This is a genomic window from Nocardia sp. NPDC003999 (genome assembly GCF_053604885.1).
This window is the reverse complement of the sequence record NZ_JBSGIB010000001.1, coordinates 91,214-112,590: the sequence shown is the minus strand read 5'-3', so window position 1 is coordinate 112,590 and position 21,377 is coordinate 91,214. Positions and strand designations below refer to the sequence as shown.

Sequence of the window (21,377 nt, the reverse complement as noted above, 5' to 3'; positions counted from 1 at the left end):
CCACTATTCGAGAAAGGCACCCGATGAGCACGCTCCTCCTCGCCGTGCAGGACACGTACGGCACCGTACTCGCGCAAGTCGGTAATCCGACGCCCGAGGCGCCGCCCGGTTCGGAGAAGATCCTGCAGCTGGTGCGGTATCTCACGTGGTTCGTCCTGTTGTCCGGGATCTGTGGCATCGTCTACGCGGGCGGCAAGTTCGCCTGGGAGAAGTGGACCGGTGGTGGTCTGGAGTCGCCGAAGATGGTGGCGGGCGCGATGATCGGCGGCGTGGTCGCCACCAGCGCGGGCACCATCATGAACGCGGTCATCGGGACCTGATGTCGGCGATGGGTACCGTACAGATGCTCGCGGCCGGGTCGCTGGCCTACAAGCAGATGCCCGCCGACGTTCTCGCACCGCTGATGCAGCTGCTGAACTGGCTGCTGTGGTTCGTCCTTCTGGTGTGCCTGGCCTGGATGATCGTCTCCGCGGGGAAGCTGTGGCTGGTCTTTCGCAGTGACCTGGCCATGAACGATGCCTCGCACGGCGTTCTGATGAGCCTGCTGGGTGCTGTGGTGGCGAGCACGGCGTCGGGGATCGCCCTGGCGTTCCTGCCCGCGTGAGCCGCCGGAGCGGGACGGGGACGACGCGGGAATGAATTCGACAGTACTGCGGCCGGCGGACACCGCGGCGTGGCGGCGTGACATCCGTCGCCCCGCGGCCGGAGTCGTCGGCGCCGCGCTGCTGTTCGCGGCGGTCGGCTGCGGCGGTGGCACGGACTCGGTGGGGCCGGACCTCTCGGCCGCTCCCACCGATGTGCGGTGGCAGCCGTTCCAAGGGGTGCCGCTGCCGCACACCGGCCAGGGACCGCGGTCGACGGCCGACGGCGCGGCGACCGGTTTCGAGCACTCGCCGCGCGGCGCGGCCATCGCCGCGCTGACCCACTCCGTGCGGCTGGCCGTGGCGGCCGATACTCAATGGGCGAAAGTCGCTGCCGCGGAGCTGGTTCCGGGCCCGGCCAAGGACGAATGGGCGATCAACCGGGTGCAGCTGTCGATCACCGGCCCGGCGGGCCCGGAGTTCGCGCCCCGTTTGCTCGGCTACAAGATCACCGGCTACTCGGAGTCGCGGTCCACCGTGGACGTCTACACGGAGTACTCCGACAGATCGAAGGCGGTGCACCACACGGCCGTGGAGTGGTTCGGCGACGACTGGAGATTACGGCTGCCGGATCCGGAGTCGACCGTGCGACCGATCGATTCGATCGACGCATTACCTACCGACATCGTGAAAGTGGAGGCACCGACGTGAGCGACAGGGAGTCGTACGCGCGCGACCGTGTCTCCTTCGGGATCGTCGCCTCCGCCGCCGTGCTGGCGCTCATCGTGGTGGTCGGCATCTTCGTTTTCGTCAGCCGTGACGACGAGCCGGTCGCAGGCGCGCCCGCCGTCGCCGAAGGCTCCGGCGGCACCGGCTTCGCGAGCCCCGAGCTGGACATCCTCGGCAGACGGGTCGACATCCCGAACAACGCTGCCGGGCAACCGCTCGCGCAGGACCCCTCCCGGCAGCGCAAGCCCAGCGACGCGGACTGGCTGACCGCCGCGCCGGAGGGTACCGCCGAACCACACGGCTGGCAGCGGGTGTACGGCGCGTCCGTCCCGTTCTCCACCTCCGACGGGCCGACCCGGGTCGAGGACGACTTGGCCGTCGGGTACTCGCACACCCCGCAGGGCGCGGTGCTGGCCGCGGCGCAGATCACCTACCGGCTCAACGCCCGGCCCGCCGACCGTGACCTGTACGTGCGCCAGGTCCGGGTCTCCGCCCAGCAGATCGCCGCCTACGACAAGGCGCTGGCCGACTCCCGGCTGCCGAAACAGCAGCCGGAAAAGGTGACCCGCTACTTCGTCGCCTCGGACGCGTTCAAAGTGGATGACTACGCCGACGATCTCGCCATCGTCCGGTTGGCCACCAGGGGCCCGGTGATCGACGGCAAACAACTGTGGGCGGCGACGCGTCTGGCCATGGTGTGGGACGCGGGCGATTGGCGCCTGAAGCCCACGACCACCAACAACGCCCAGACCGAGTACGTCGAGTCGCTGCAGGGGTGGACGCGATGGTGAGTCGTAGGAGGTCTTCCGATCGCATGCCGCCTGCCGTGCTGGGCGCGGGAGCGGTACTGGCCGTGGCGGTGGCCGCGGTCGTCACCGTGTTCGCGGTCCGGGACGACGACGCGGCAGCCGGCCAGGTGTCGCAGACGACGGCATCGGCCGACCTTTCCGGCGCACCCGGTCCGGGGTCGTCCTTCGCTGGAACGGGTGCGGACTCGTTCGGCCATCGTTTCGATATCCCGAAAGACCCCGCCGGGCAGGCGCTCTCGCAGTCGGGCGCGCCACGGACGCCGACCGATCCGGAGTGGCAGACCGGCGCGCCGGGCGGGACGAACCAGCCGGGCGGTTGGCAACAGGTGTACGGCGGCCCCGTGGTTCCGTTCTCGACGACCGATGGACCCGCGCGCGTCGACAACGGTGTGCCGACGGGGTTCGCCAAGACCCCGCAGGGCGCCGCCCTGGCCGCCGAGCAGATCTACTGGCGGACCGTGGCCCGGCCCACCGACCACACGCTGTGGCAGCGGTTGGTGATACTCACGCCCGAGGAACTCGCCGACCGGGAGCGCAAGATCGCCGAGGGCAAAGTGCCCGACGTCTTGCCGGAGAGCGTCAAACCGCTGCTGTACGCGTCCGACGCATTTCGAATCGAAAGCTATGGTGACGATTTCGCTGTTGTTCGTGTCGCCCGCAAGACCCGTGAGTTCCTGCACGGTGGGCGAAGTTGGGTGGCCATGAGACTCAACGTGGTATGGCGTGACGGTGGCTGGAGATTGAAGTCGTCCGCGGGCGACACGCAGCCGCTCGAAACGATCGGTTCGATCGATGGGTGGACACAATGGTGAGGCGGCTAGTCACAATCCTCGCGGTCATCTTCACGGTGATGATCGCGACTCCGACCGTGGCCTACGGCCAGACGTACGGCTTCGACGATACGTGCAACGAGATCCACGACAGCCTCGACGGCCTCGGGCTGCCCGGCTTCACCCTCGGTGACGCCGCGTCCGCCGCGTGCAAGGCGGGCAATGCCGCCTCGCATCCCAACCAGGCTGCGACGGCGGTGAAGGACAAGGCCTGGGACTCCACCTTCGGCAAGGTGGTCGATTCGCTGATGAACGGTCTCGGCGAGGCCATCATCCTGGCGTTGACCTTCTGGATGAAGGTGCCCAACGAGGCGGTCAGCGATTCCGGTTCGTTGTTCACGAAGATCAACGACTACACCTATCAAGCGCAGATCCTGCTGCTGATAGCGTCGGTGATCCTGTCCGGGGCGCGATTGGCCGAAGCCAGACGCGGGGCCGCGATGAACGAGGCGGCCGAATCGTTCCGGATGTTCACCCGTGTCGTGTTCAGCTCCTGGATGCTGGGCGCGGTCATCGTCGCGGGCACGCAGGCGTCGGACCGCTTCGCGGAGTGGATCATCGACGACTCGACCAACGGCAATGCCAAGGACCTCGCCGAGCTGATGGTGAAAACCAGCAAGCTGCAGGCCTTTTCGCCCGGATTGGTGCTGATCATCGCGATCGTGGGCCTGCTCGGCGCGCTCGCGCAGATCGTGCTCGCCATCGTCCGGCAGGGACTGCTGGTGATCGCGGCCGGTGTGCTCCCGCTGGCCGCGGCGGCCTCCGGCATGAACATCGGCAAGCAGTCCTATCAGAAGCTCATCGGCTGGATCATCGCCTTCATGTTGTGGAAACCGGTGGCGGCGATCGTCTACATGATCGCGTTCACCACGGCGGGCCACGTCGACTCGCTCACTCCGACCAGCGGCTTGCCCGACGGTGAGCAGGCCCAGCGCATGCTGGTGGCGATCGTGCTGTTGTGCAGCGTGGCATTCGTGTTGCCCGCGCTGATGCGACTGGTCACTCCGGCCGTCGCGATCGTCGGCAGCGGCGGTTCGGGTTTCACCGCGGCGGGCGGCACCTTGGTCGGTGTGGCTGCTCTCGGCGCCATGGGCACCAAGGCGGTCGGCGTGAAGGGCACTGCGGCGCCGGGCCGGGCAGGCTATGTGAGCGGCAGCGGCACCGGACCGCGCCCGGGCGGCGCGGGCGGACCGCGTGGTGGCGGCGGCGCACCTCGGCCGACGCCGCCGCGCGGTGGCGGCGGCCCCCAGGGCGGCGCGGCTCCGCGCGCCTCCGGACCTGCGGGCGCGGCCGGGGTAGCGTCCGGAGCGGCCAGGACGGCAGGCCGGATCGGCGCGGCGCGCGCCGCGAGCGGTGGGCTGAGCCGGGCCGACCAAGCCATGGGTGACGTCGCGGGCGATCGCTGGACGAACCGTTCACCCGACCTCGGGAGGAGCACCATTCCGCGATGACAATCACCGACACCTACGAGCGCCGCTCGTACGGGCTTTGGCAGAAGCCGCGCAGCGCAGGCCTTTTCGGCTTGCGCTGGGAGGAAACCGTGCTCGGCTTCGCGGTCGTGATCACGGCGCTGATCACCGCGATGGTCGGCGGCTTCCAGTGGGGTGTGATCGTCGGCGGCGTCGGTGTCGTCGTGATGGTCCCACTGGTGTGGCGGACCGGAGGTCGTTCGGGCTACGAGACGGGATTGATGATGTTCAACTGGATGCGCTCGCGCAGTCGTGGCGAGCACGTGTACCGCGGTGGCCGCTTCTCCCGGATCCCCGGCGGCGTCACCCGTTTGCCGGGCCTGCTCGCGCCCTCCAAGTTGTATGAGGGCATCGACGCGGGTGGCTACAGCTTCGGCATGATCCACTTGCCGCAGTTCGCCCAGTACACCGTGGTGCTGCGCGCGTGGCCGCAGGGTCATGAGGCCGTGGATCAGCCCGTGATCGACCGGTGGGTGTCGGCGTGGGGAACCTTCCTGGCCTCGGTCGGACAGACCAGCGACATCGTCGCCGTGGTGCCGGTGATCGACACCGTGCCGGAGACCGGAAACCGTTTGCTCACCGAGGTTTCCACGATCACCAGGCCCGAGGCGCCCGAACTGGCCCAGCAGGTGATGTACGAGTTGGCCACCGAACTGCCGCAGGAGCGCGTGCAGTTGCTGCCGCGGGTGGCGATCACGTTCAAGGCCACCACCGCCGAGCGCCGCAAGAACCCGGCCGAAGAAGCCGTGGAGATCGGCCGGCGCCTGCCCGGCATCTGCGCCGCGCTGGCGGAAGCCGGTGTGCGCGCTCAGCCGATGTCGGCGGACGAGGTGATCTCGTTCATCCGCCGCAGTTACGATCCCGCCTCGCAGGCCGACCTGGAGGTGGCCGCGGGCGAACCCGAAGGGCACGGCCTGGACTGGGCGGACGCGGGCCCGGTGTCCCACGACGAGAAGTGGGATTACTTGGTGCACGACGGTGGCCGGTCGGTCACCTGGGAAATGGATGCCGCCCCCGAGGGCGCGGTCGACGAGCGGGTGCTGCAGCGGCTGCTCGCGCCGAATCCCGAAGTGCCGCGCAAACGTATCGCGATCGTGTACCGTCCGCACTCGGCCGCCGACGCCGCCGAGATCGTCGACGACGATTTCAAGAACGCGTTGGTGGCCCAACAGAGCGAACGCGGAGTCGTGTCCGCGGCGGCGACGCTGCGGGTGGGCGCGACTCAGCAGGCCCGCGAGGAGCAGGCCAGGGGTCACGGTGTGACCCGCTTCGGGGCGCTGGTGACCATCACCGAGCCCTTGCGCGGTGACCTGCCGCGCATCGAAGCCATCACGCGCGACCTGTCGACCCAGGCGCGCTTGAAGATTCGGCGGTGCTACCGCTACCAGGCGGCGGCCTTCGCGGCCTCGCTCGGTTGCGGGGTGATCCTGCCGGAACACGCGACAATTCCGAAGGCACTGGCGGGGTGAGCGATTCATGGCACGCGACTACGAGCCACCCGTGCGGGAACGGGACGAGGACGCACGCCGCAGGCGGCTCGAACAATCCGGCCGGGACGAGTGGGGACAGCGGCCGGAACGGCGGCGCCCCACACGGGACTCGGCGCGGGTGAACGGCGAGGACCGGCTGGGCGTGGACACGACCGACCGGCGAGCGGGCGAGCGTCGCGCTCGACCGGGCGCGGGCCGCTCCGACGGCGTGCGCGCCGACCGGGGGCACAACGAACGCTCCCGGGCCGAACGGAACCCTCGCATGTCCCGCGACGCGGTCACCGAGCGCATCGCCGCGCGGCCGGAGCGCAGCGGCGCCAGGAACGGTCGCGTGGCACGGCCCGCGAAGGTCGACTACACCGCCGACCGCGCGATGGGCAGCCCGTACACGGACAAGGCGGCCCGTCGCGCGAAGGCGAAAGCCGATCGGCGCAAGCAATCCGGGCCACCGCTGCTCGACGACGCCACCCGTGCCAAGCTGGAGATGCTCGCCCGGGAGGGCAATGGCTTGCGGGCGGCATGGGCGCAGTTCCGGGTCCGCACCGACGACATCCGCCGCCGCAACTACGCGGCCCGCGCGGAGCAGACGATCGAGGACGGATTCGACCGCAGCACAGCGCAACTCACCGACCGCGGCTACGCGGGCGCGGGCGGCGGCCGGATGAACGTGGTCGGCCGCCCGGTCGAGTACCGTGCCACCACGGCCCAGGTCGCCGGTCTGTGGCCCTGGTCGGTCGGCGCGGGCGCGCCGCTGATCGGCACGCCCCTCGGTTCGCATCTGCACACCGGCGCGCCGGTCTGCTTCGACCCGATGAACTGGTTCATGCGCGGCAGCTTCATCACCGCGCCCAGCCTGTTCGTGCTCGGCCTCAACGGTTTCGGCAAGTCCTCGCTGGTCCGCCGCATCGTGCTCGGTGGCATCGCGCAAGGGATCACGCCGTTGATCCTCGCCGACGTCAAACCGGACTACCGGAAGATGGTCGAGCTCGTCGGCGGCCAGGTGATCGATCTGGGCTACGGGCACGGCAAGCTCAACCCGCTCGCGGCGGGCGTGCTCGGCGCGGTCGTCCCGCGACTGGAAGAGTTCCCGGCGTTGCAGCTGCAGGTGTTGCAGGACCTGCGGGCCAGGCAGGTGACGTTGATCGCGGGCCTGGTGGAACTGGTACGCGGCGATCGTGTCCGCGATTACGAGGAGACCCTGATCGCCACCGCGCTGCGCATACTCTACCGGCCGGGCAGCGGGTACACGCCGGACCAGCCGCCGATCATGGAGAACCTGCTCGAGGTGATCGTCGGCGGCGGCGAGGAATTGATGCTGGACGCGGGCGCCGACGACACCGCGGAGTACCAGGAGGCGATCAAGGGGCTGCGCCGCTCCCTACGCGCGCTCACCCAGGGACCGTTCGGCGCGGTCTTCAACGGCCAGACCACCGTGCCGATCGATACCAGCGCGGTCGCGGTGTGCATGGACGTCTCACACATCCCGACCGGCGACAAGAAGCTCAAAGCCGCGGTCATGCTGGCCTGCTGGGCCGACGGGTTCGCCTCGGTCGAGGCCGCGCACGTGCTCGCCGACGCGAAACTCGGTCCGCAGCGCTATTTCCAAGTGGTGATGGACGAGCTGTGGCAGGTGCTCGGCCTCGGTGACTTCATGGTCGACCGCGTCGACGAGCTCACCCGCTTGCAGCGCGGCATCGCCACCGCGCTGATCATGATCAGCCACACCATCAAGGACCTGCAGGCGCTCGGATCGGAAGCCGCCATCGCGAAGGCGCTCGGTTTCCTCGAGCGGGCGCGCGCCAAGATCTTCGGCGCGCTTCCGGCCGAGGAGATCAAACGGCTCGACAGCACGGTTCCGTTCACCTCGGCCGAGGAGGAGATGGTGACCGGATGGTCCGCGCCGCAAGCGCTGACCGGCGAGGCGCTCAAACCGGGACAGCAGCGGCCCTCCCCGCCCGGCACCGGTAAGTTCCTGCTGAAAATCGGTGAGGATCGCCGCCCCGGTATCCCCTTCCACATGGAATTCACGCTGTCGGAGAAGGAAAGCGGGATCCACGACACCAACCAGCGGTTCAGCGAGTTCACCGAATCGATCTCGCGAGGAACGGATTCACCGGGGAGCGCCGCATGATGCCGCACCGGTCCTACCGACGCGTCTCGCCGGAGGTGCGTCAAGCGGCGGTCGAACAGGTCATCGCGCTGACCGGCAAGCTGCGCAGTGAATCGGAGGCATGCCGCGTGGTCGCCGAGCAGATCGGTGTGCACACGAACTCGGTGCGCAATTGGGTGCGCGCGGCCGAAGGCCCCAGTCTGGAGCGGATGGACGCCACCGCGCTGCGGCGCAAGGTCGCACTGCTGCAACAGCAGTTGGCTGCCGCCGCCGAGATGAACCGCACGCTGGCCGACACCCTCAACGAGACTCGGCGCCGCACGTGAACCCGGGCTGCGCGCGGCACGATGCCGGAGTGCGGCGGTGAGCGGCAAATCCGTCTTGTGGACGGCGCTGGGCGCGGTGCTCGGCCTGATGACCATCGTGCTGGTCATCGTCATGCCCGCCGTCGACGACGCCTGTGAGGGCGGCTCCGTGCTCGGCTCGCAGTCGGCGCTTCCGCCGCTGGGCGGTTACCCGCCGGGCGATCGGCGCGCCGCCGCGACAACAGGTACCGGCGCGAGCCGACCCAATCCGGCCGCGACCGCCACACCCTCACTCGCGGCGGGAGTCGGCCCGCTGCGCCGCACGTTGCCGATGGCCACCGGAACCTTCACGGTGTCGGACACGTTCGGCGCGCGGGGTGGCGCGCACAAGGGCGTCGACCTGGCCGCGCCGGACGGCACGCCCATCTTCTCGGTCTCCGACGGCCGCGTCGTCGCCGCCGGTCCGGCATCCGGATTCGGCAACTGGATCGTCGTCGACTCGGTGGACATCAACGGCCGTTCGTATTCGGCGGTCTACGGCCACATGTGGGACTCCGGCGTCCTGGTCCGGCCGGGCGATACGGTGACCGCGGGGCAGCACATCGGCGCGGTGGGGTCGGCGGGTGAATCCAGCGGGCCCCACTTGCATTTCGAGATCGTCCCGGGCGGCCGTTTCACCGGCGGACGGCAGATCGATCCGCTGCCCTGGCTCGACGGTGCGCCGACCCCGGATGTCGGCGGTGCGCGAGCGTATTCCAGCGATCCACGCTGCAGCCTCGGTTTCGGCACCGCCGGTGGCGCGCTGGCCGCGGGCAAGGTGCCACAAGAACTGGAGATCTGGTACCGCCGTGCGGGGTCGATCTGCCCGCAGATCACGCCGTCGCTACTGGCCGCGCAGGGCAGGCAGGAATCCGGTTTCCGGCGCGGCGCGACCTCGCCCGCCGGTGCGCAGGGCCTGGCCCAGTTCCTGCCGACCACCGCGGTGAGCATCGATCCCGACGACGGTCAGCCGTACGTGATCGATGCCGACGGCAACGGCGTGGCCAGCGTGTGGGACGACGGGGACGCGATCGTCGGCCAGGGGCGTTACATGTGCGCGATCGCGCACCAGATCCAGCGGTGGCAGGCCGAGGGCAGGGTGCAGGGCGACATCGTCGCTTTGACGCTGGCGGCGTACAACGCCGGCGAAGGCGCGGTGCTGGCCTCGGGCGGCATGCCGAACCAGCTCGCTGCGCACTACGCCGAGACCCAGCCATACGTGCGCAACATTCTCACCATGGAAGCGCAATACCGAGCGCCGGGTTCGCTCGGCCGGTTCACCCCTGGGCAGGGTTCGGCCGGCGACCAGATCGTCCAAGCCGCGCACGAGTGGCTCGGCACGCCCTACGTGTGGGGCGGCGGGGGACCCCAAGGACCGAGCGGCGGGGGGTTGGACGGACCGGGTCTGACCGCGGCGGCGGTGTTCGCGGCGTCCTCCGGCGCGGTGACGTTGCCGCGCACGGCCGAACAGCAGTGGGAGGCGGGCGCGGAGGTGCCGATGAGCAAGGCGCAGCCCGGGGATCTGGTGTTCAGCTCGTTCGGCGCGCGTGGCCCCGCGCAGGTCGGCGTCTATGCGGGCAACGGCCGGATGATCCAGTCGGTGCCCGGCGCGGACGTCCGATCCGGCGGCGGCGTTTCGGAAGTCGCGGTGCCAGGAGACGGACGGGCGAGGAGGGTGCTGTGAGCGTTCCCGGGCGCGAACACACGGCGGCGGGACTGCCGCGACGCCCCGGTGTGCGGTTAGCCTGGATGGACAGAGCAAATGCACGCGCGAAACTGGTGGTGATGCTGGTGGTGAGCGTCGCGGTGCTGGGTTCGGCCTGTGGCCGGACGGACCGCGCGGACTCGGGATCCGATGCGGCGCATTCCGCTACGTCCACACCCCGGTTGCTGGAGGGCGTGCCCGCCCCCGACCCGGTGACGCCGGACGGTGTCGCGGTCGCGGCGTTGCGGGAAATCTACAGTTGGCAGCCCGCCACCGAGACCCAGGGCGAGTCTCTGGGCCGAGCGCGGAAGTTTCTCGGCCCCAGCCTGATTCGTATGCTGGATGCGACGCCGACCGCGGTGCAGACGCCGAAGTCGACACTGCAGTGGGCGGATTGGGCGAGGGAAGGGGCGCATGTGGAGGCGTTCACCTTCGCGTCCGGCGAGAAGGCTCCTGCCCTCAGCGATCCGAACGTCCAGCAGTTCAAGATCGGGATCGAGCAGACCGTCGTCCATCCGAACGGACGCAAGGAGCCGCTGCCGCCCGCGACGGTGATCGCCACCGTCGTGCGCACACCCGACGGCTGGCGGCTCGACGCATTCCGCTGACCACTCGCTTTCCGTACCGGACGGCCGACCCAGGAGGGACACATGGCGAAGAAGAAAAAGGTGACGGATCCGGCCATCCCCGGACCCGATGTCAGCCTGCTACTGACCTACGCCGGCTTCGCGATCTTCGGAACCCTCTGGCTCGCGCTGCATCTGGGCAACATGCTCGAGGGCAGCCCGCAGAAGGTTCCGTTCAACCCGATCGCCATCGCGGCCGATCTGGCGCGAGGAAGGCTGCGCTGGCCGGGCGCGGCGACGGCGATCGTGCTGCTGGTGATCCTCAGCGTCGTAGCGTATCTGGTGATCCGCAAGGAGTTGCAGAAGCGCCGGTCCAAAGGCAGGTTGCCGGTCGACGACAAGGCCGACGTGATGGGCAACGGCGGCGCGATCTCGATGCTCACCGAAGCGGGCGTCCGGGAGAAGGCCGAGCAGCTGGGGGTGAGACTCGGCTACGACGACGCTCCGGGCGTGCCGATCGGCGTTGGTGTGGCCGACGGGGTGATGCTCTACGGTTCGTACGAGGATCTGCACCTGGACATCTGGGGTCCGCGTCAGGGCAAGTCGACCTCCCGGGTCATCCCGGCGATCCTCAGCGCGATCGGCCCGGTGCTGGCCACCTCGAACAAGCGCGACGTGGTGGACGCCACCCGAGACGTGCGGGAGTCCAAGGGAAGTCCCACCTTTGTCTTCGACCCGCAGGGTGTCGCGGGTGAAGAGCCGACCTGGTTCTGGGATCCGCTGTCCTGGGTGGACGCCAAGCGCGAAGGTTGTGAGATGCGCGCGGCGCGGCTTGCGGGGCACTTCGCCGACGGTGACGACGGCCGGGACACGAAGACCGACGCGTTCTTCGATCCCGAGGCCGAGGACCTGCTGGCCGGGTTGTTCCTCGCCGCCGCCGTCGGCGACCGCAACGGCAGCAGGCCGATCGTGCAGGTCTGGGAGTGGGTGACCAATCCGCAGGACACCGAGCCCATCGAGCTGCTGCGCGCCGCCCGCCATCACTACACGGCCTCGGGCCTGTCCTCGCAGTACAACACCGATCCGCGCACGCGCAGCGGCATCTTCGGCACGGCCAAGAAGATGATCCGCTGCCTGAAACTGTCGAACGTGCATCCGTGGATCTCCCGGGGCGGCGACCGCAGGGAATTCGACGAGCTGGAGTTCCTGGAGAACAACGGAACGCTCTACAGCTTGTCGCTGGAGGGCCGCGGTTCGGCCGCGCCGCTGGTGAGCGCGCTCACCGAGGCGGTGGTGGACGTGGCGATGCGCAAGGCGTCGCAGTCGGCCGGTGGGCGCCTGGCGATCCCGCTGCTCGCGGTGCTGGACGAGGCGGCAAACGTGGTGCGCTGGAAGGATCTGCCCAAGCAGTACAGCCACTTCGGCTCCCGGGGCATCGTCGTGATGACCGTGCTGCAGTCCTGGGCGCAGGGCGCCCGCTGCTGGGGCGAGAGCGGCATGAACGCGTTGTGGTCGGCGGCGAACATCAAAGTGCTCGGCAGCGGCGTGGACGACACGAAGTTCCTGCAGGAGCGTTCGGATGTGCTCGGTGAGTACGACGCGATCTCGCAGTCGGTGTCCGAATCCAAGGGCGGCAAGAGTTACTCACGCTCGCTGGGCTCGTCCAAGACGTTCTCGGTCAACGGTCTGGCGACGCTGCCGCGTGGGCGGGCCATCCTGTTCCCGTCCGGTGCGCCACCGGTGCTCATCCGTACCGTGCCGTGGTGGGAGGGTGAGTACGCTTCCGACGTGAAACAGTCCATCTCGCACCATGATCCGCAGCGCAAGACGCAGATCGCGGACGTCATCGGTTCGCCGTCGCTGAGCAAGTCGACGCCACCGCCGGAGTACGGCCAAGTCGAGGAGGTCCGGCCGCTGTGAACGAACCGCAGCAGAACATGCACTACGCGAACGTGGTCGAGTTCGTCGAGAACTATCTCAGCGTGATCTACCGTCGGCAGGTCACCGATCTCAGTGACACCGTGTGGTGCCCGGAGTGGTGGCAGCACGCGGAGGCAATTGCCCGGCTGGACGCGTTATGGCGCGCTTGGGAGCACTACCGCCAGGACGGGGCGACCGGACTGAGCGTCTGGTTCCTGGATCATGCCGATCCGCATATGGCGAAACTGTTCGATCCCAAGGGACCGTTCAAGTATTGCAGTGTGCGCAACGGTCATAAGGACATGCTCAACCCGCTGCCGACGAAAGCGCCGCAGAACGGCATGTTCAGTGACCCTACGATCGGTAACTTCCCGCCGTAGTGGCGATGCGTCACGGCGATTCTCGCCGAAAGGGTTCGGAACGGACGAGTGCCCGCTGGATGATCCAGCGGGCACTCGTCCGTCTCGTGCTATCGCGTGCGCTCCAAGCCGCGGGGATCCTGTTCCCGTCCTGCCCTGGTAACCGCGGGCGCCTCGCCGGGGCGGGTGCGTACGGCCTCACCCGGAGGCTGTGCCTGCCCTACTTCGATCAGCATCCGCACCGCGGCGAGTTCCGGCGCCACACCCATTTTCGCGAGATGTGCCGCGATCGCCATCCGGCGTTCCTGGGAGTCGTACTGCAAGGCCGGCTTGGCGGCGGCGGCATTGGCCGCCATCCGTGATGCCTCGGCCTGCGCGGAGAAGCGGTCCTTCTCCAGGGACACACCCTTTTCCGGGATCGGCTTCTCGATCAGCCGGGCCAGCTCGGTGTTGCGCGGGTCCTTGGCCTTCGCGTCCCTGGCCTCCCGCAACTGCAGTTCCTTGGCCTCTTTGATCCGGGCCTCGGTGAGCTTGACGCGCGCTTCGGCTTCCTTCTGACCACGCTCGCGGGTACGCAAGGCGACGAGCGTCGCAAGCTGCAACATTGTCCTCATCATGGCCGCGGTTTCCCGGCCGATGTCGTCCAGTTCCTCGGACATGGCTGCTCCCCGATGCTGCGGTGATCACTATGGATGATGGTGGTGCTTCGTTACGGACGCCGCCACGCGAACTGTAGTCCCGTGCAGCGGGTCCCGCCTGCAAACGTGGACACCCGAAGAACTTGCGGCGTGGCACTTCCTGCCCGGGGATAGCCCGGCCGAGGCCGCACTACGCTGCAAGAACTCCTTGTTTCGAGGTTACCTGACAAAGGTCGGCACAATCGCACGAGCGTGCTGCTTTATCAGCATATATCGCACATTTCCGGCGTGTCTTCGGGCGCGCCGGATGATCTTCGGGCTGAGGGCACCCTAACCGAAGAAAGGTTCCACTATCCGCACTTCGGCTGCAGGGACGTGGATACGGCTCGGGCCCGCGGCCGAGACGCCGCGGGCCCGGATCCGCACTCAGCGGTCGATGCGCACCGACTGGATTGTGACCGGCTGCTTGGGCTTCCCGTCCCCGGGGCCGTTGGAGTCGTCCTGGCCCAGCGCGGCGATCTTGTCCAACGTGCCGAGGCTGTTGTCGTCCACGGTGCCGAAGATCGTGTACTGCGGCGGGAGCAGGGAATCGGAGTACACGATGAAGAACTGGCTGCCGTTGGTTCCCGGCCCCGCGTTGGCCATGGCCAGCACGCCACGCTTGTACGAGATCGGCTCCGAAGTCGCCGCCGGATCGTTCGCAGCGTACTGGTCGGTCGGGTATTCGTTGTCGAACTCGTAACCGGGCCCACCCATTCCGGTACCCGTGGGGTCGCCGCACTGCAGGACCTTCAGGCCCTCGCCCGCGGTCATGCGGTGACAGCTGGTGCCGTCGAAGTAGTTCTGCGCCGCCAGACTGACGAAGCTGTTCACCGTGCACGGCGAATCGGCGTTGTTCAGGGTCAGCCCGATCGGCCCCTGGCTGGTGTCCATGCTGACGCTGACCTTGGCGTCGACGCCGGTGGTTGGGACGGGGCCGCCCTTCGGCTTGTTCACCGGCTTGTCCGCGGGCTTGGCGCTGTCGCGGTAGGTGCAGTCGACCGTCGCGGGCTTGGCCTTCGCGGAGGGCGGGGCGGCCGCGGCGGGAGTGCTGGACAGCGAGGCGTCGGCGGCATCGGAGCTGTTGCTGTCGTCGCCGCGGGTCAAGAAGTACACCCCGGTCACGGCGGCGACCACGACGACGACACCGAGTACCGATCCGGCGATGGTGAGTTGCTTGCGCTTACGCGCCCGCTCGGCTCGGTTGGCGAGCTGACGTTCCAGCTTGCGTTTCGCCGCTGCTCGTCGCTGTTCGTTGCTCGGCACTACCACGTTCCTCCCGTATCCGGTTACATCGGGATAAGAGTGTGCCATTTCTACCTGAGACTGTTCCGCAACCTTCCTGAGAGTCGGTTCGGGGAACCGGTTGGACTTGCGGTGCCGTAGTGGTGGAAACTGGAGCATCGTGACCAAGACCAGCAGCTTCTCCGCCCCGAAGGGGGTACCGGACTACGTGCCGCCCGGCTCGGCAGAGTTCGTCGCGGTGCGCGACGGCCTGCTCCGCGCCGCCCGACTGGCCGGGTACGGGCATATCGAGCTGCCGGTCTTCGAGGACACGGGCCTGTTCGCCCGCGGCGTCGGCGAGTCCACCGACGTGGTCACCAAGGAGATGTACACCTTCCCCGACCGCGGCGACCGCAGCGTCACGCTGCGTCCCGAGGGCACGGCGGGCGTGATGCGCGCGGTCATCGAACACGGCCTCGATCGCGGTCAGCTCCCGGTGAAGCTGTGCTACGCGGGTCCCTTCTTCCGCTACGAGCGGCCGCAAGCGGGCCGGTACCGCCAGTTGCAGCAGGTGGGCATCGAGGCGATCGGCGTCGACGATCCGGCGCTCGACGCGGAGGTCATCGCGATCGCCGATGCCGGATTCCGCGGCCTGGGCCTGGACGGATTCCGCCTCGAGGTCACCTCGCTGGGTGACGAGACGTGCCGCCCGCAGTACCGCGAACTGCTGCAGGATTTCCTGTTCGGACTGCCGCTGGACGAGGAGACGAAGCGGCGCGCCCAGCTCAACCCGTTGCGCGTGCTGGACGACAAGCGGCCCGAGGTACGGGAGATGACCGCGAACGCGCCGCTGATGATCGATCACCTGTCGGAGTCGGCCAAGGCGCACTTCGAGCAGGTACTCGGCCACCTCGAAGCGCTGGGCGTGCCGTACGTGGTGAACCCGCGCATGGTGCGCGGCCTCGACTACTACACCAAGACCACGTTCGAGTTCGTGCACGACGGTCTCGGCGCGCAGTCCGGCATCGGCGGCGGTGGCCGTTACGACGGTCTCATGGCCGAGCTCGGCGGGCAGCCGCTGTCGGGTATCGGATTCGGCCTCGGCGTCGACCGGACCATGCTGGCGCTGGCGGCCGAGGGCAAGTCGGCGGGCAACCCGGCGCGCTGCGAGGTGTTCGGCGTGCCGCTGGGCGACGCCGCCAAGCAGCGGCTCGTGGTTGTCGCCGCGCAGTTGCGCGCGGCGGGCGTCCGGGTCGATCTGGCCTACGGCGGACGCGGTGTGAAGGGCGCGATGAAGGCGGCCGACCGTTCCGGGGCGAAGTTCACCCTCGTGCTCGGCGATCGTGACCTCGCGGAGAACACCATCGGGCTCAAGGACATGGCGACCGGTGATCAACGGCAGATTCCGCTGCCCGAGGCAGTCGGCGTGATCCGGGAGTCGCTGGCGGGGTAGCGAGGCGGCGGGTGCGCGCTGCCCGTCGAGTTTCGCGGCGCGCCCGCCGCGCGCACGGTACTGTGCGTCGAACCCGTCGTCGGCCGGGTGACGGGAGCAGCAGCGTGACCGGCGCGCACACACCGCCGCCGGAGTCGCGAGAGGGCGGAGTAGTGTCCACGAATTCTGATGACCAGCGGGCGCTCGCGCCGGTGGGCCTCGATCTGGTCGCGCCCGAGTTGTACGCGCCGATGTTGCGCCGCCTCGCGCTGGCCGCGTCGGGTATCGGGGTCGGCGCGGCGTTGCTGGCCGCGACCGTGGTGAGCTGGCCGATCGCCGCGGCGGTCGGCGTCGTCGTCGGCGCGCCGACCGTCCTGTACGCCGTCGCGCTGCGTCGGCGGCGAATGTGGTTGACCGGCACGATGATCCACGCCCGCAGACTGTTCGGTGAACGGCGGGTGGAGATGTCTGCGGCCACCGGGGTCGAGGTCCTGGTGTTCCCGGCCCGGTTGAGCCGGATCGCTCTGCGGGTCACCGCGGGTGAGGTCTCCCAGGTCGTTCCGCTGGCCATGTACACCGACGTGGGCAGCGGCCGCGAATTGCACCTGGTCGGTTTGCGCAGGCTCGCGGACGCGCTCGCCGCCAGTCGATTGGCCGCGGCCGTAGCGGTTTCCGAGATGCTGGTGCGGCAGTTGCGGGCCGAGGCGCGCGACGCCGGGCTGGAGGAACGGCCGCTGTATCGCGCCGTGCGGCTGGCGCGCGCCAAGGACGCGGTTTCGCCGATCGTGCTGACCGACAGCGAGGTCGCGACACTCAGCTGACCCCGCGGTTCTCCTCCGGGGCCGGTGCCGGGCGGCGCACGAGTCACTGTCGCGTAGCTCACCGTCGGCCTTCGGCGGCGGTGAGAGTGGTTAGGGTGGGCAACAGAAGTCCGCCTACCGCAAGGAGTTCGTCGTGAGCACCGCCGCTGGGACCGTGACCGTCACCGTGACCGGAGCCGCGGGCCAGATCGCCTACGGCATGCTGTTCCGGATCGCTTCCGGCGCGATGCTCGGCCCGGACACGCGCGTGCGGCTACGGCTGCTGGAAGTCCCCGCCGCGGTGGCGTCGCTGGAGGGCGTCGCGATGGAACTGGAAGACGGCGCGTTCGGGTTGCTGGAGTCCATCGACATCAGCGACGACCCGTGGATCGGCTTCGCTGGCGCCGATATCGCCCTGCTGGTCGGCGCGCGGCCGCGCACCGCCGGGATGGAACGTTCGGATCTGCTCGCCGCCAACGGCGCGATCTTCACCGAGCAGGGCGCCGCGATCAACGCCAGCGCCGCGGACGACGTGAAGGTGCTCGTGATCGGCAACCCGGCCAACACCAACGCCTTCATCGCCATGAGCAACGCACCGGACGTGCCCGCCGAGCGTTTCACCGCCATGACGCGGCTGGACCACAATCGCGCCATCGCGCAACTGGCCAAGCAGACCGGTGCGCCGGCCGCCGACATCGCCCGGGTCGCGATCTGGGGCAACCACTCGGCGACGCAGTACCCCGACGTCGCGCACGCCACCATCGCGGGACGTCCCGCCCTCGACCTGATCGGCGATCCGGCGTGGCTGACCGAGCAGTTCGTGCCCACCGTGCAGCAGCGCGGCACCGCCATCATCCAGGCCCGCGGCGCGTCCTCGGCGGCGAGTGCGGCCAGCGCCGCGATCGACCACATCCGCGACTGGGTGCGTGGCACGCGGCACGGTGACTGGGTTTCCATGGCCGTTGCCTCGGACGGCTCCTACGGCGTGCCGGACGGGCTGATCAGCTCGTTCCCGGTCACCTGCGCGAACGGCGAGTACACCATCGTGCCCGACCTGGCGATCGATGCTCTGGCCCGTCCCCGGATCGATGCGTCGGTCGCGGAGTTGGTGCAAGAACGCGACGCCGTGGTCGACCTCGGTTTCGCCAAGCGCGCCTGACCGGCGCCGCGAGCGTCCGCGCCGCAGAGCCGGTCAGGCGCGGCCAGCTATCCGACCGTCCAGGTTTCGGATCCGGTGAGCAGGGACTGCAGCGATTCGGGACCGACGGGCTTCCGTTCCCGCGCCGTCTCGATCTGGTAGCGCACCGCGTCGTCGTAGGTCGGTCGAGAGACGCTGCGGAAGATACCTGTGACCACGTGTTCGAGCCCTTGATCGGACAGCCGCGACAACGCGTAGGCGTACTCCGGGTCGTCGGCGTAGGCGTCGTGCACCACGATATCGGACTCCGCGACGCTGTCGGCCCGGGCCACTGCGAGCCCGAAACCCCGTCGTATCACCGCGAATTCGCCCTCGGTGCCGAATCGGATCGGCTCGCCGTGCCGCAGCGGGACGAGATGGTCGGCGGCGTTGTCCCGGCGCAGCGCGTCGAACGAGCCGTCGTTGAAGATCGGGCAGTCCTGCAGGATCTCCACGAACGACGTGCCCCGGTGGTCGGCGGCGGCGCGCAGCACCTCGGTGAGTCCCGCACGATCGGAGTCGAGCGCGCGGGCGGCGAAGGTCGCTTCCGCGCCCAGCGCCACCGACAGGGTGTTGAACGGGTGGTCCACCGAGCCCATCGGGGTCGACTTGGTGATCTTGCCCTGTTCCGAGGTCGGCGAGTACTGGCCCTTCGTCAAGCCGTAGATCCGGTTGTTGAACAGCAGGATCGTCATGTTCACGTTGCGGCGCAGCGCGTGGATGAGGTGGTTGCCTCCGATGGACAGCGCGTCGCCGTCACCGGTCACCACCCAGACCGACAGATCGGGCCTGCTGACCGCCAATCCGGTCGCGATCGCGGGCGCGCGACCGTGGATGGAATGGATGCCGTAGGCCTCCAAGTAATACGGGAAGCGGCTGGAGCAGCCGATCCCGGACACGAACATCAGGTTCTCCCGGCGCAATCCGAGTTCCGCCAGGAAGCCGCGCACCGTCGCCAGGATCACGTAGTCGCCGCAGCCGGGGCACCAGCGCACTTCCTGATCGGAGGTGAAGTCCTTCACCTTCTGCGGCCCGTCCGCGGACGGCACCCCGGATACACCGGTGAGTCCCAGATCGGTGCCGACCAGTGAGGTTTCCACGATGGTCATGCGATACCCCCAGACATCCGATATGTGGCTGCCTCGCCTGCGCTGGGCTGTGGACGGCCTTCGTCCGGCAGTGTTCTATAGGTGGCCCGCGCCCGTGCGGCGAAGACCTTGTTCTGTTCCAGCTCCTCGATCGACCCGTCCAGCGCCGCGTCGATGACCCCGACCAGCTCCTGGGCGGAGAACGCGGTGCCCGCGATCTTCGTCCACGGTCGCACGTCGACCAGGTACTTCGCCCGTAGCAGCGTGGCGAGCTGGCCGCCGTTCATCTCGGGCGCGACCACGACGCGATAACGGCGCAGTACGTCACCGAGGTTGGCGGGCAACGGATTCAGATGCCGTAGATGCGCCTGAGCGACCGGCACACCGCGCCGCCGCGCGCGACGGCACGCCTCGCCGATCGGGCCGTAGGAACTGCCCCAGCCGATCAGCAACAGCTCGGCGGTGCCGTCCGGATCGTCCACCACGAGATCGGGCACCTCGATGCCGTCGATCTTGGCTTGACGCAGGCGAACCATGAGTTCGTGATTGGCCGGGTCGTAGGAGATGTTGCCGCTGCCGTCCGCCTTCTCGAGGCCGCCGATGCGGTGGGCGCGGCCCTTCGTGCCAGGGACGGCGAGCGGCCGGGCGAGCGTGTCGGGATCGCGTGCGTACGGCTGGAACGGGTCGGTGTCGTCGCCTTCCGGTTCGAACGCCGGGTCGATCGGCTCCAGCTCCGTCACCTGCGGGATGGACCACGGTTCGGAGCCGTTCGCGATCGCACCATCGGACAGCAGCAGCACCGGAGTGCGGTAGGTGAGGGCGATTCGCGCGGCTTCCACCGCGGTGGCGAAGCAGTCGGCGGGGGAGCGCGGCGCGAGCACCGCCACCGGTGATTCGCCGTTGCGTCCGTAGAGCGCCTGCAACAGATCGGCCTGTTCGGTCTTGGTCGGCAGTCCGGTCGACGGTCCGCCGCGCTGCACATCGATCACCACCAGCGGCAGCTCCGTCATCACCGCCAGGCCGATGGTCTCGCTCTTGAGCGCCAGCCCGGGGCCGGATGTGCTGGTGACGCCGAGCGCACCGCCGATCCCGGCGCCGAGCGCCGCGCCGATCCCGGCGATCTCGTCCTCGGCCTGGAAGGTGGTGACGCCGAAATTCTTGTGCTTGCTCAGCTCGTGCAGGATGTCCGAGGCCGGAGTGATGGGATAGGTGCCGAGGAAGACGGGCAGCCCGGCGAGCTGACCGGCGGTGATCAGGCCATAGGCGAGCGCGGTGTTGCCGGTGATCTGGCGGTAGGTGCCCGGCGGGAGTTCGGCGGGCGCGATCTCGTAGGTGGTGGCGAAGCTCTCGGTGGTCTCGCCGTAGTTCCAGCCCGCCCGGAACGCCAGGATGTTGGCCTCGGCGATATCGGGCTTGGTCGCGAACTTCTCCCGCATGAACTGCTCGGTGCCGCCGATCGGGCGCCCGTACATCCAGGACAGCAGGCCGAGGGCGAACATGTTCTTCGCGCGCTGGGCGTCCTTCTTGCCGACTCCGGTCGATTCGGTGGCGCGGAGGGTGAGCGAGGTCATCGGGACGCGGTGGACCACGAAGTCCGACAGTGTCTCGTCGGCCAGCGGATCGGCGGCGTAACCCACCTTGGCGAGGGTCCGCTTGGTGAACTCGTCGGTGTTGACGATGACGGTGGCGCCGCGCGGGAGATCCTCCAGATTCGCCTTGAGCGCGGCCGGGTTCATCGCGACCAGCACGTCGGGCTGGTCACCCGCGGTGAGAATGTCGTAGTCGGCGATCTGGATCTGGAAGGACGAGACGCCGGGCAGCGTGCCCTGGGGCGCGCGGATCTCGGCGGGGAAGTTGGGCTGGGTGGCCAGGTCGTTGCCGAAGGCGGCGGCCTCGTGGGTGAAGCGATCGCCGGTCAGCTGCATTCCGTCGCCGGAGTCCCCGGCGAACCGAATGACGACCTTTTCCAATTTAGCTGTGCCGACATCGTTTTGGTGTGAAACCATATGCCTGCTTCACTTCCTCGTCGCTGAGAGGTGCCATCGCCAAACTACTCCGTCGAACGCG

General features: G+C 68.8%; 20 protein-coding genes. 16 read left to right on the top strand and 4 right to left on the bottom strand.

The annotated features are described in order from the left end of the window. The first annotated feature begins 23 nt into the window (after window positions 1-23). From ACWESM_RS00515 to ACWESM_RS00455, 13 genes are all read left to right on the top strand, one after another. Window positions 24-320 carry a hypothetical protein gene (locus tag ACWESM_RS00515; RefSeq protein WP_039799032.1) on the top strand — a complete coding sequence of 99 codons (297 nt, stop codon included), beginning with the start codon at window positions 24-26 and terminating at the stop codon, window positions 318-320. 8 nt (window positions 321-328) lie between these two features. Next, on the top strand, window positions 329-604 hold the full coding sequence (locus ACWESM_RS00510; protein ID WP_379251041.1) for a hypothetical protein: 276 nt from the start codon (window positions 329-331) through the stop codon (window positions 602-604). Window positions 605-635: 31 nt separating this feature from the next. Further along, complete coding sequence (locus ACWESM_RS00505) at window positions 636-1,292, top strand: hypothetical protein (protein WP_364425882.1); 657 nt, start codon at window positions 636-638, stop codon at window positions 1,290-1,292. Next, a complete protein-coding gene (locus tag ACWESM_RS00500) occupies window positions 1,289-2,101 on the top strand; it encodes a hypothetical protein (protein WP_452490548.1) in 813 nt (270 codons plus the stop codon). The genes ACWESM_RS00505 and ACWESM_RS00500 overlap by 4 nt, the downstream gene beginning before the upstream one ends. 23 nt (window positions 2,102-2,124) lie before the next feature. Further along, window positions 2,125-2,931, top strand: a complete 807-nt coding sequence (locus ACWESM_RS00495) for a hypothetical protein (RefSeq protein ID WP_452490546.1) — start codon at window positions 2,125-2,127, stop codon at window positions 2,929-2,931. Further along, window positions 2,925-4,400, top strand: coding sequence for a hypothetical protein (locus ACWESM_RS00490; protein ID WP_379251033.1), 1,476 nt, complete (start codon window positions 2,925-2,927; stop codon window positions 4,398-4,400). Before ACWESM_RS00495 ends, ACWESM_RS00490 begins: the two co-directional genes overlap by 7 nt. Next, complete coding sequence (locus tag ACWESM_RS00485) at window positions 4,397-5,887, top strand: SCO6880 family protein (protein WP_355070521.1); 1,491 nt, start codon at window positions 4,397-4,399, stop codon at window positions 5,885-5,887. Before ACWESM_RS00490 ends, ACWESM_RS00485 begins: the two co-directional genes overlap by 4 nt. Before the next feature lie 7 nt (window positions 5,888-5,894). Then, window positions 5,895-8,039 carry a hypothetical protein gene (locus ACWESM_RS00480; protein WP_356961665.1) on the top strand — a complete coding sequence of 715 codons (2,145 nt, stop codon included), beginning with the start codon at window positions 5,895-5,897 and terminating at the stop codon, window positions 8,037-8,039. Further along, window positions 8,036-8,344 (top strand): transposase, encoded by a 309-nt coding sequence (locus tag ACWESM_RS00475; RefSeq protein WP_067802237.1) that lies wholly within the window; start codon window positions 8,036-8,038, stop codon window positions 8,342-8,344. Before ACWESM_RS00480 ends, ACWESM_RS00475 begins: the two co-directional genes overlap by 4 nt. A 37-nt stretch (window positions 8,345-8,381) precedes the next feature. Then, window positions 8,382-10,046 carry a peptidoglycan DD-metalloendopeptidase family protein gene (locus ACWESM_RS00470; RefSeq protein WP_397275891.1) on the top strand — a complete coding sequence of 555 codons (1,665 nt, stop codon included), beginning with the start codon at window positions 8,382-8,384 and terminating at the stop codon, window positions 10,044-10,046. A 65-nt stretch (window positions 10,047-10,111) separates the two neighbouring features. After that, window positions 10,112-10,675, top strand: a complete 564-nt coding sequence (locus tag ACWESM_RS00465; RefSeq protein ID WP_364425874.1) for a hypothetical protein — start codon at window positions 10,112-10,114, stop codon at window positions 10,673-10,675. Window positions 10,676-10,717: 42 nt separating this feature from the next. Next, on the top strand, window positions 10,718-12,553 hold the full coding sequence (locus tag ACWESM_RS00460) for a type IV secretory system conjugative DNA transfer family protein (RefSeq protein ID WP_355070529.1): 1,836 nt from the start codon (window positions 10,718-10,720) through the stop codon (window positions 12,551-12,553). Next, the gene (locus ACWESM_RS00455; protein ID WP_355070531.1) at window positions 12,550-12,933 is read left to right on the top strand and encodes a DUF4913 domain-containing protein; all 384 of its coding nucleotides are present in this window, start codon (window positions 12,550-12,552) and stop codon (window positions 12,931-12,933) included. The genes ACWESM_RS00460 and ACWESM_RS00455 overlap by 4 nt, the downstream gene beginning before the upstream one ends. Before the next feature lie 89 nt (window positions 12,934-13,022). Here the strand turns inward: ACWESM_RS00455 and ACWESM_RS00450 are convergent, their stop codons facing one another. Next, entirely contained in the window at window positions 13,023-13,571 is a 549-nt protein-coding gene (locus tag ACWESM_RS00450; protein WP_355070533.1) for a hypothetical protein, read from the bottom strand. A 405-nt stretch (window positions 13,572-13,976) separates the two neighbouring features. After that, entirely contained in the window at window positions 13,977-14,855 is an 879-nt protein-coding gene (locus ACWESM_RS00445; RefSeq protein ID WP_452490542.1) for a peptidylprolyl isomerase, read from the bottom strand. Window positions 14,856-14,994: 139 nt separating this feature from the next. Between ACWESM_RS00445 and hisS the strand changes: the two genes are divergently transcribed. The 3 genes from hisS to ACWESM_RS00430 all read left to right on the top strand — a co-directional run bounded on the left by hisS (window position 14,995) and on the right by ACWESM_RS00430 (window position 18,204). Next, entirely contained in the window at window positions 14,995-16,266 is a 1,272-nt protein-coding gene (gene hisS / locus ACWESM_RS00440; RefSeq protein ID WP_039798966.1) for a histidine--tRNA ligase, read from the top strand. Window positions 16,267-16,418: 152 nt separating this feature from the next. Beyond that, complete coding sequence (locus tag ACWESM_RS00435) at window positions 16,419-17,066, top strand: hypothetical protein (protein WP_356961671.1); 648 nt, start codon at window positions 16,419-16,421, stop codon at window positions 17,064-17,066. A gap of 133 nt (window positions 17,067-17,199) precedes the next feature. Further along, window positions 17,200-18,204, top strand: coding sequence for a malate dehydrogenase (locus tag ACWESM_RS00430; RefSeq protein WP_364425869.1), 1,005 nt, complete (start codon window positions 17,200-17,202; stop codon window positions 18,202-18,204). Between the two features lie 47 nt (window positions 18,205-18,251). On the opposite strand, the gene ACWESM_RS00425 is transcribed toward ACWESM_RS00430, so the two are convergent. Together ACWESM_RS00425 and ACWESM_RS00420 are read right to left on the bottom strand one after the other, a co-directional pair. Further along, entirely contained in the window at window positions 18,252-19,331 is a 1,080-nt protein-coding gene (locus ACWESM_RS00425; RefSeq protein WP_397275888.1) for a 2-oxoacid:ferredoxin oxidoreductase subunit beta, read from the bottom strand. After that, a complete protein-coding gene (locus tag ACWESM_RS00420; RefSeq protein ID WP_364425865.1) occupies window positions 19,328-21,316 on the bottom strand; it encodes a 2-oxoacid:acceptor oxidoreductase subunit alpha in 1,989 nt (662 codons plus the stop codon). Before ACWESM_RS00420 ends, ACWESM_RS00425 begins: the two co-directional genes overlap by 4 nt. Window positions 21,317-21,377: the final 61 nt, after the last annotated feature.

Excerpts from the sequence above, each read along its gene's own strand:
- ACWESM_RS00510 (WP_379251041.1), top strand. The coding sequence starts at position 329 with ATGGGTACCGTACAGATGCTCGCGGCCGGGTCGCTGGCCTACAAGCAG.
- ACWESM_RS00475 (WP_067802237.1), top strand. The coding sequence starts at position 8,036 with ATGATGCCGCACCGGTCCTACCGACGCGTCTCGCCGGAGGTGCGTCAA.
- ACWESM_RS00515 (WP_039799032.1), top strand. The coding sequence starts at position 24 with ATGAGCACGCTCCTCCTCGCCGTGCAGGACACGTACGGCACCGTACTC.
- ACWESM_RS00490 (WP_379251033.1), top strand. The coding sequence starts at position 2,925 with ATGGTGAGGCGGCTAGTCACAATCCTCGCGGTCATCTTCACGGTGATG.
- ACWESM_RS00420 (WP_364425865.1), bottom strand. The coding sequence starts at position 21,316 with ATGGTTTCACACCAAAACGATGTCGGCACAGCTAAATTGGAAAAGGTC.
- ACWESM_RS00450 (WP_355070533.1), bottom strand. The coding sequence starts at position 13,571 with ATGTCCGAGGAACTGGACGACATCGGCCGGGAAACCGCGGCCATGATG.
- ACWESM_RS00465 (WP_364425874.1), top strand. The coding sequence starts at position 10,112 with ATGGACAGAGCAAATGCACGCGCGAAACTGGTGGTGATGCTGGTGGTG.
- ACWESM_RS00460 (WP_355070529.1), top strand. The coding sequence starts at position 10,718 with ATGGCGAAGAAGAAAAAGGTGACGGATCCGGCCATCCCCGGACCCGAT.
- ACWESM_RS00425 (WP_397275888.1), bottom strand. The coding sequence starts at position 19,331 with ATGACCATCGTGGAAACCTCACTGGTCGGCACCGATCTGGGACTCACC.
- ACWESM_RS00480 (WP_356961665.1), top strand. The coding sequence starts at position 5,895 with ATGGCACGCGACTACGAGCCACCCGTGCGGGAACGGGACGAGGACGCA.
- ACWESM_RS00505 (WP_364425882.1), top strand. The coding sequence starts at position 636 with ATGAATTCGACAGTACTGCGGCCGGCGGACACCGCGGCGTGGCGGCGT.
- ACWESM_RS00485 (WP_355070521.1), top strand. The coding sequence starts at position 4,397 with ATGACAATCACCGACACCTACGAGCGCCGCTCGTACGGGCTTTGGCAG.
- ACWESM_RS00495 (WP_452490546.1), top strand. The coding sequence starts at position 2,125 with ATGCCGCCTGCCGTGCTGGGCGCGGGAGCGGTACTGGCCGTGGCGGTG.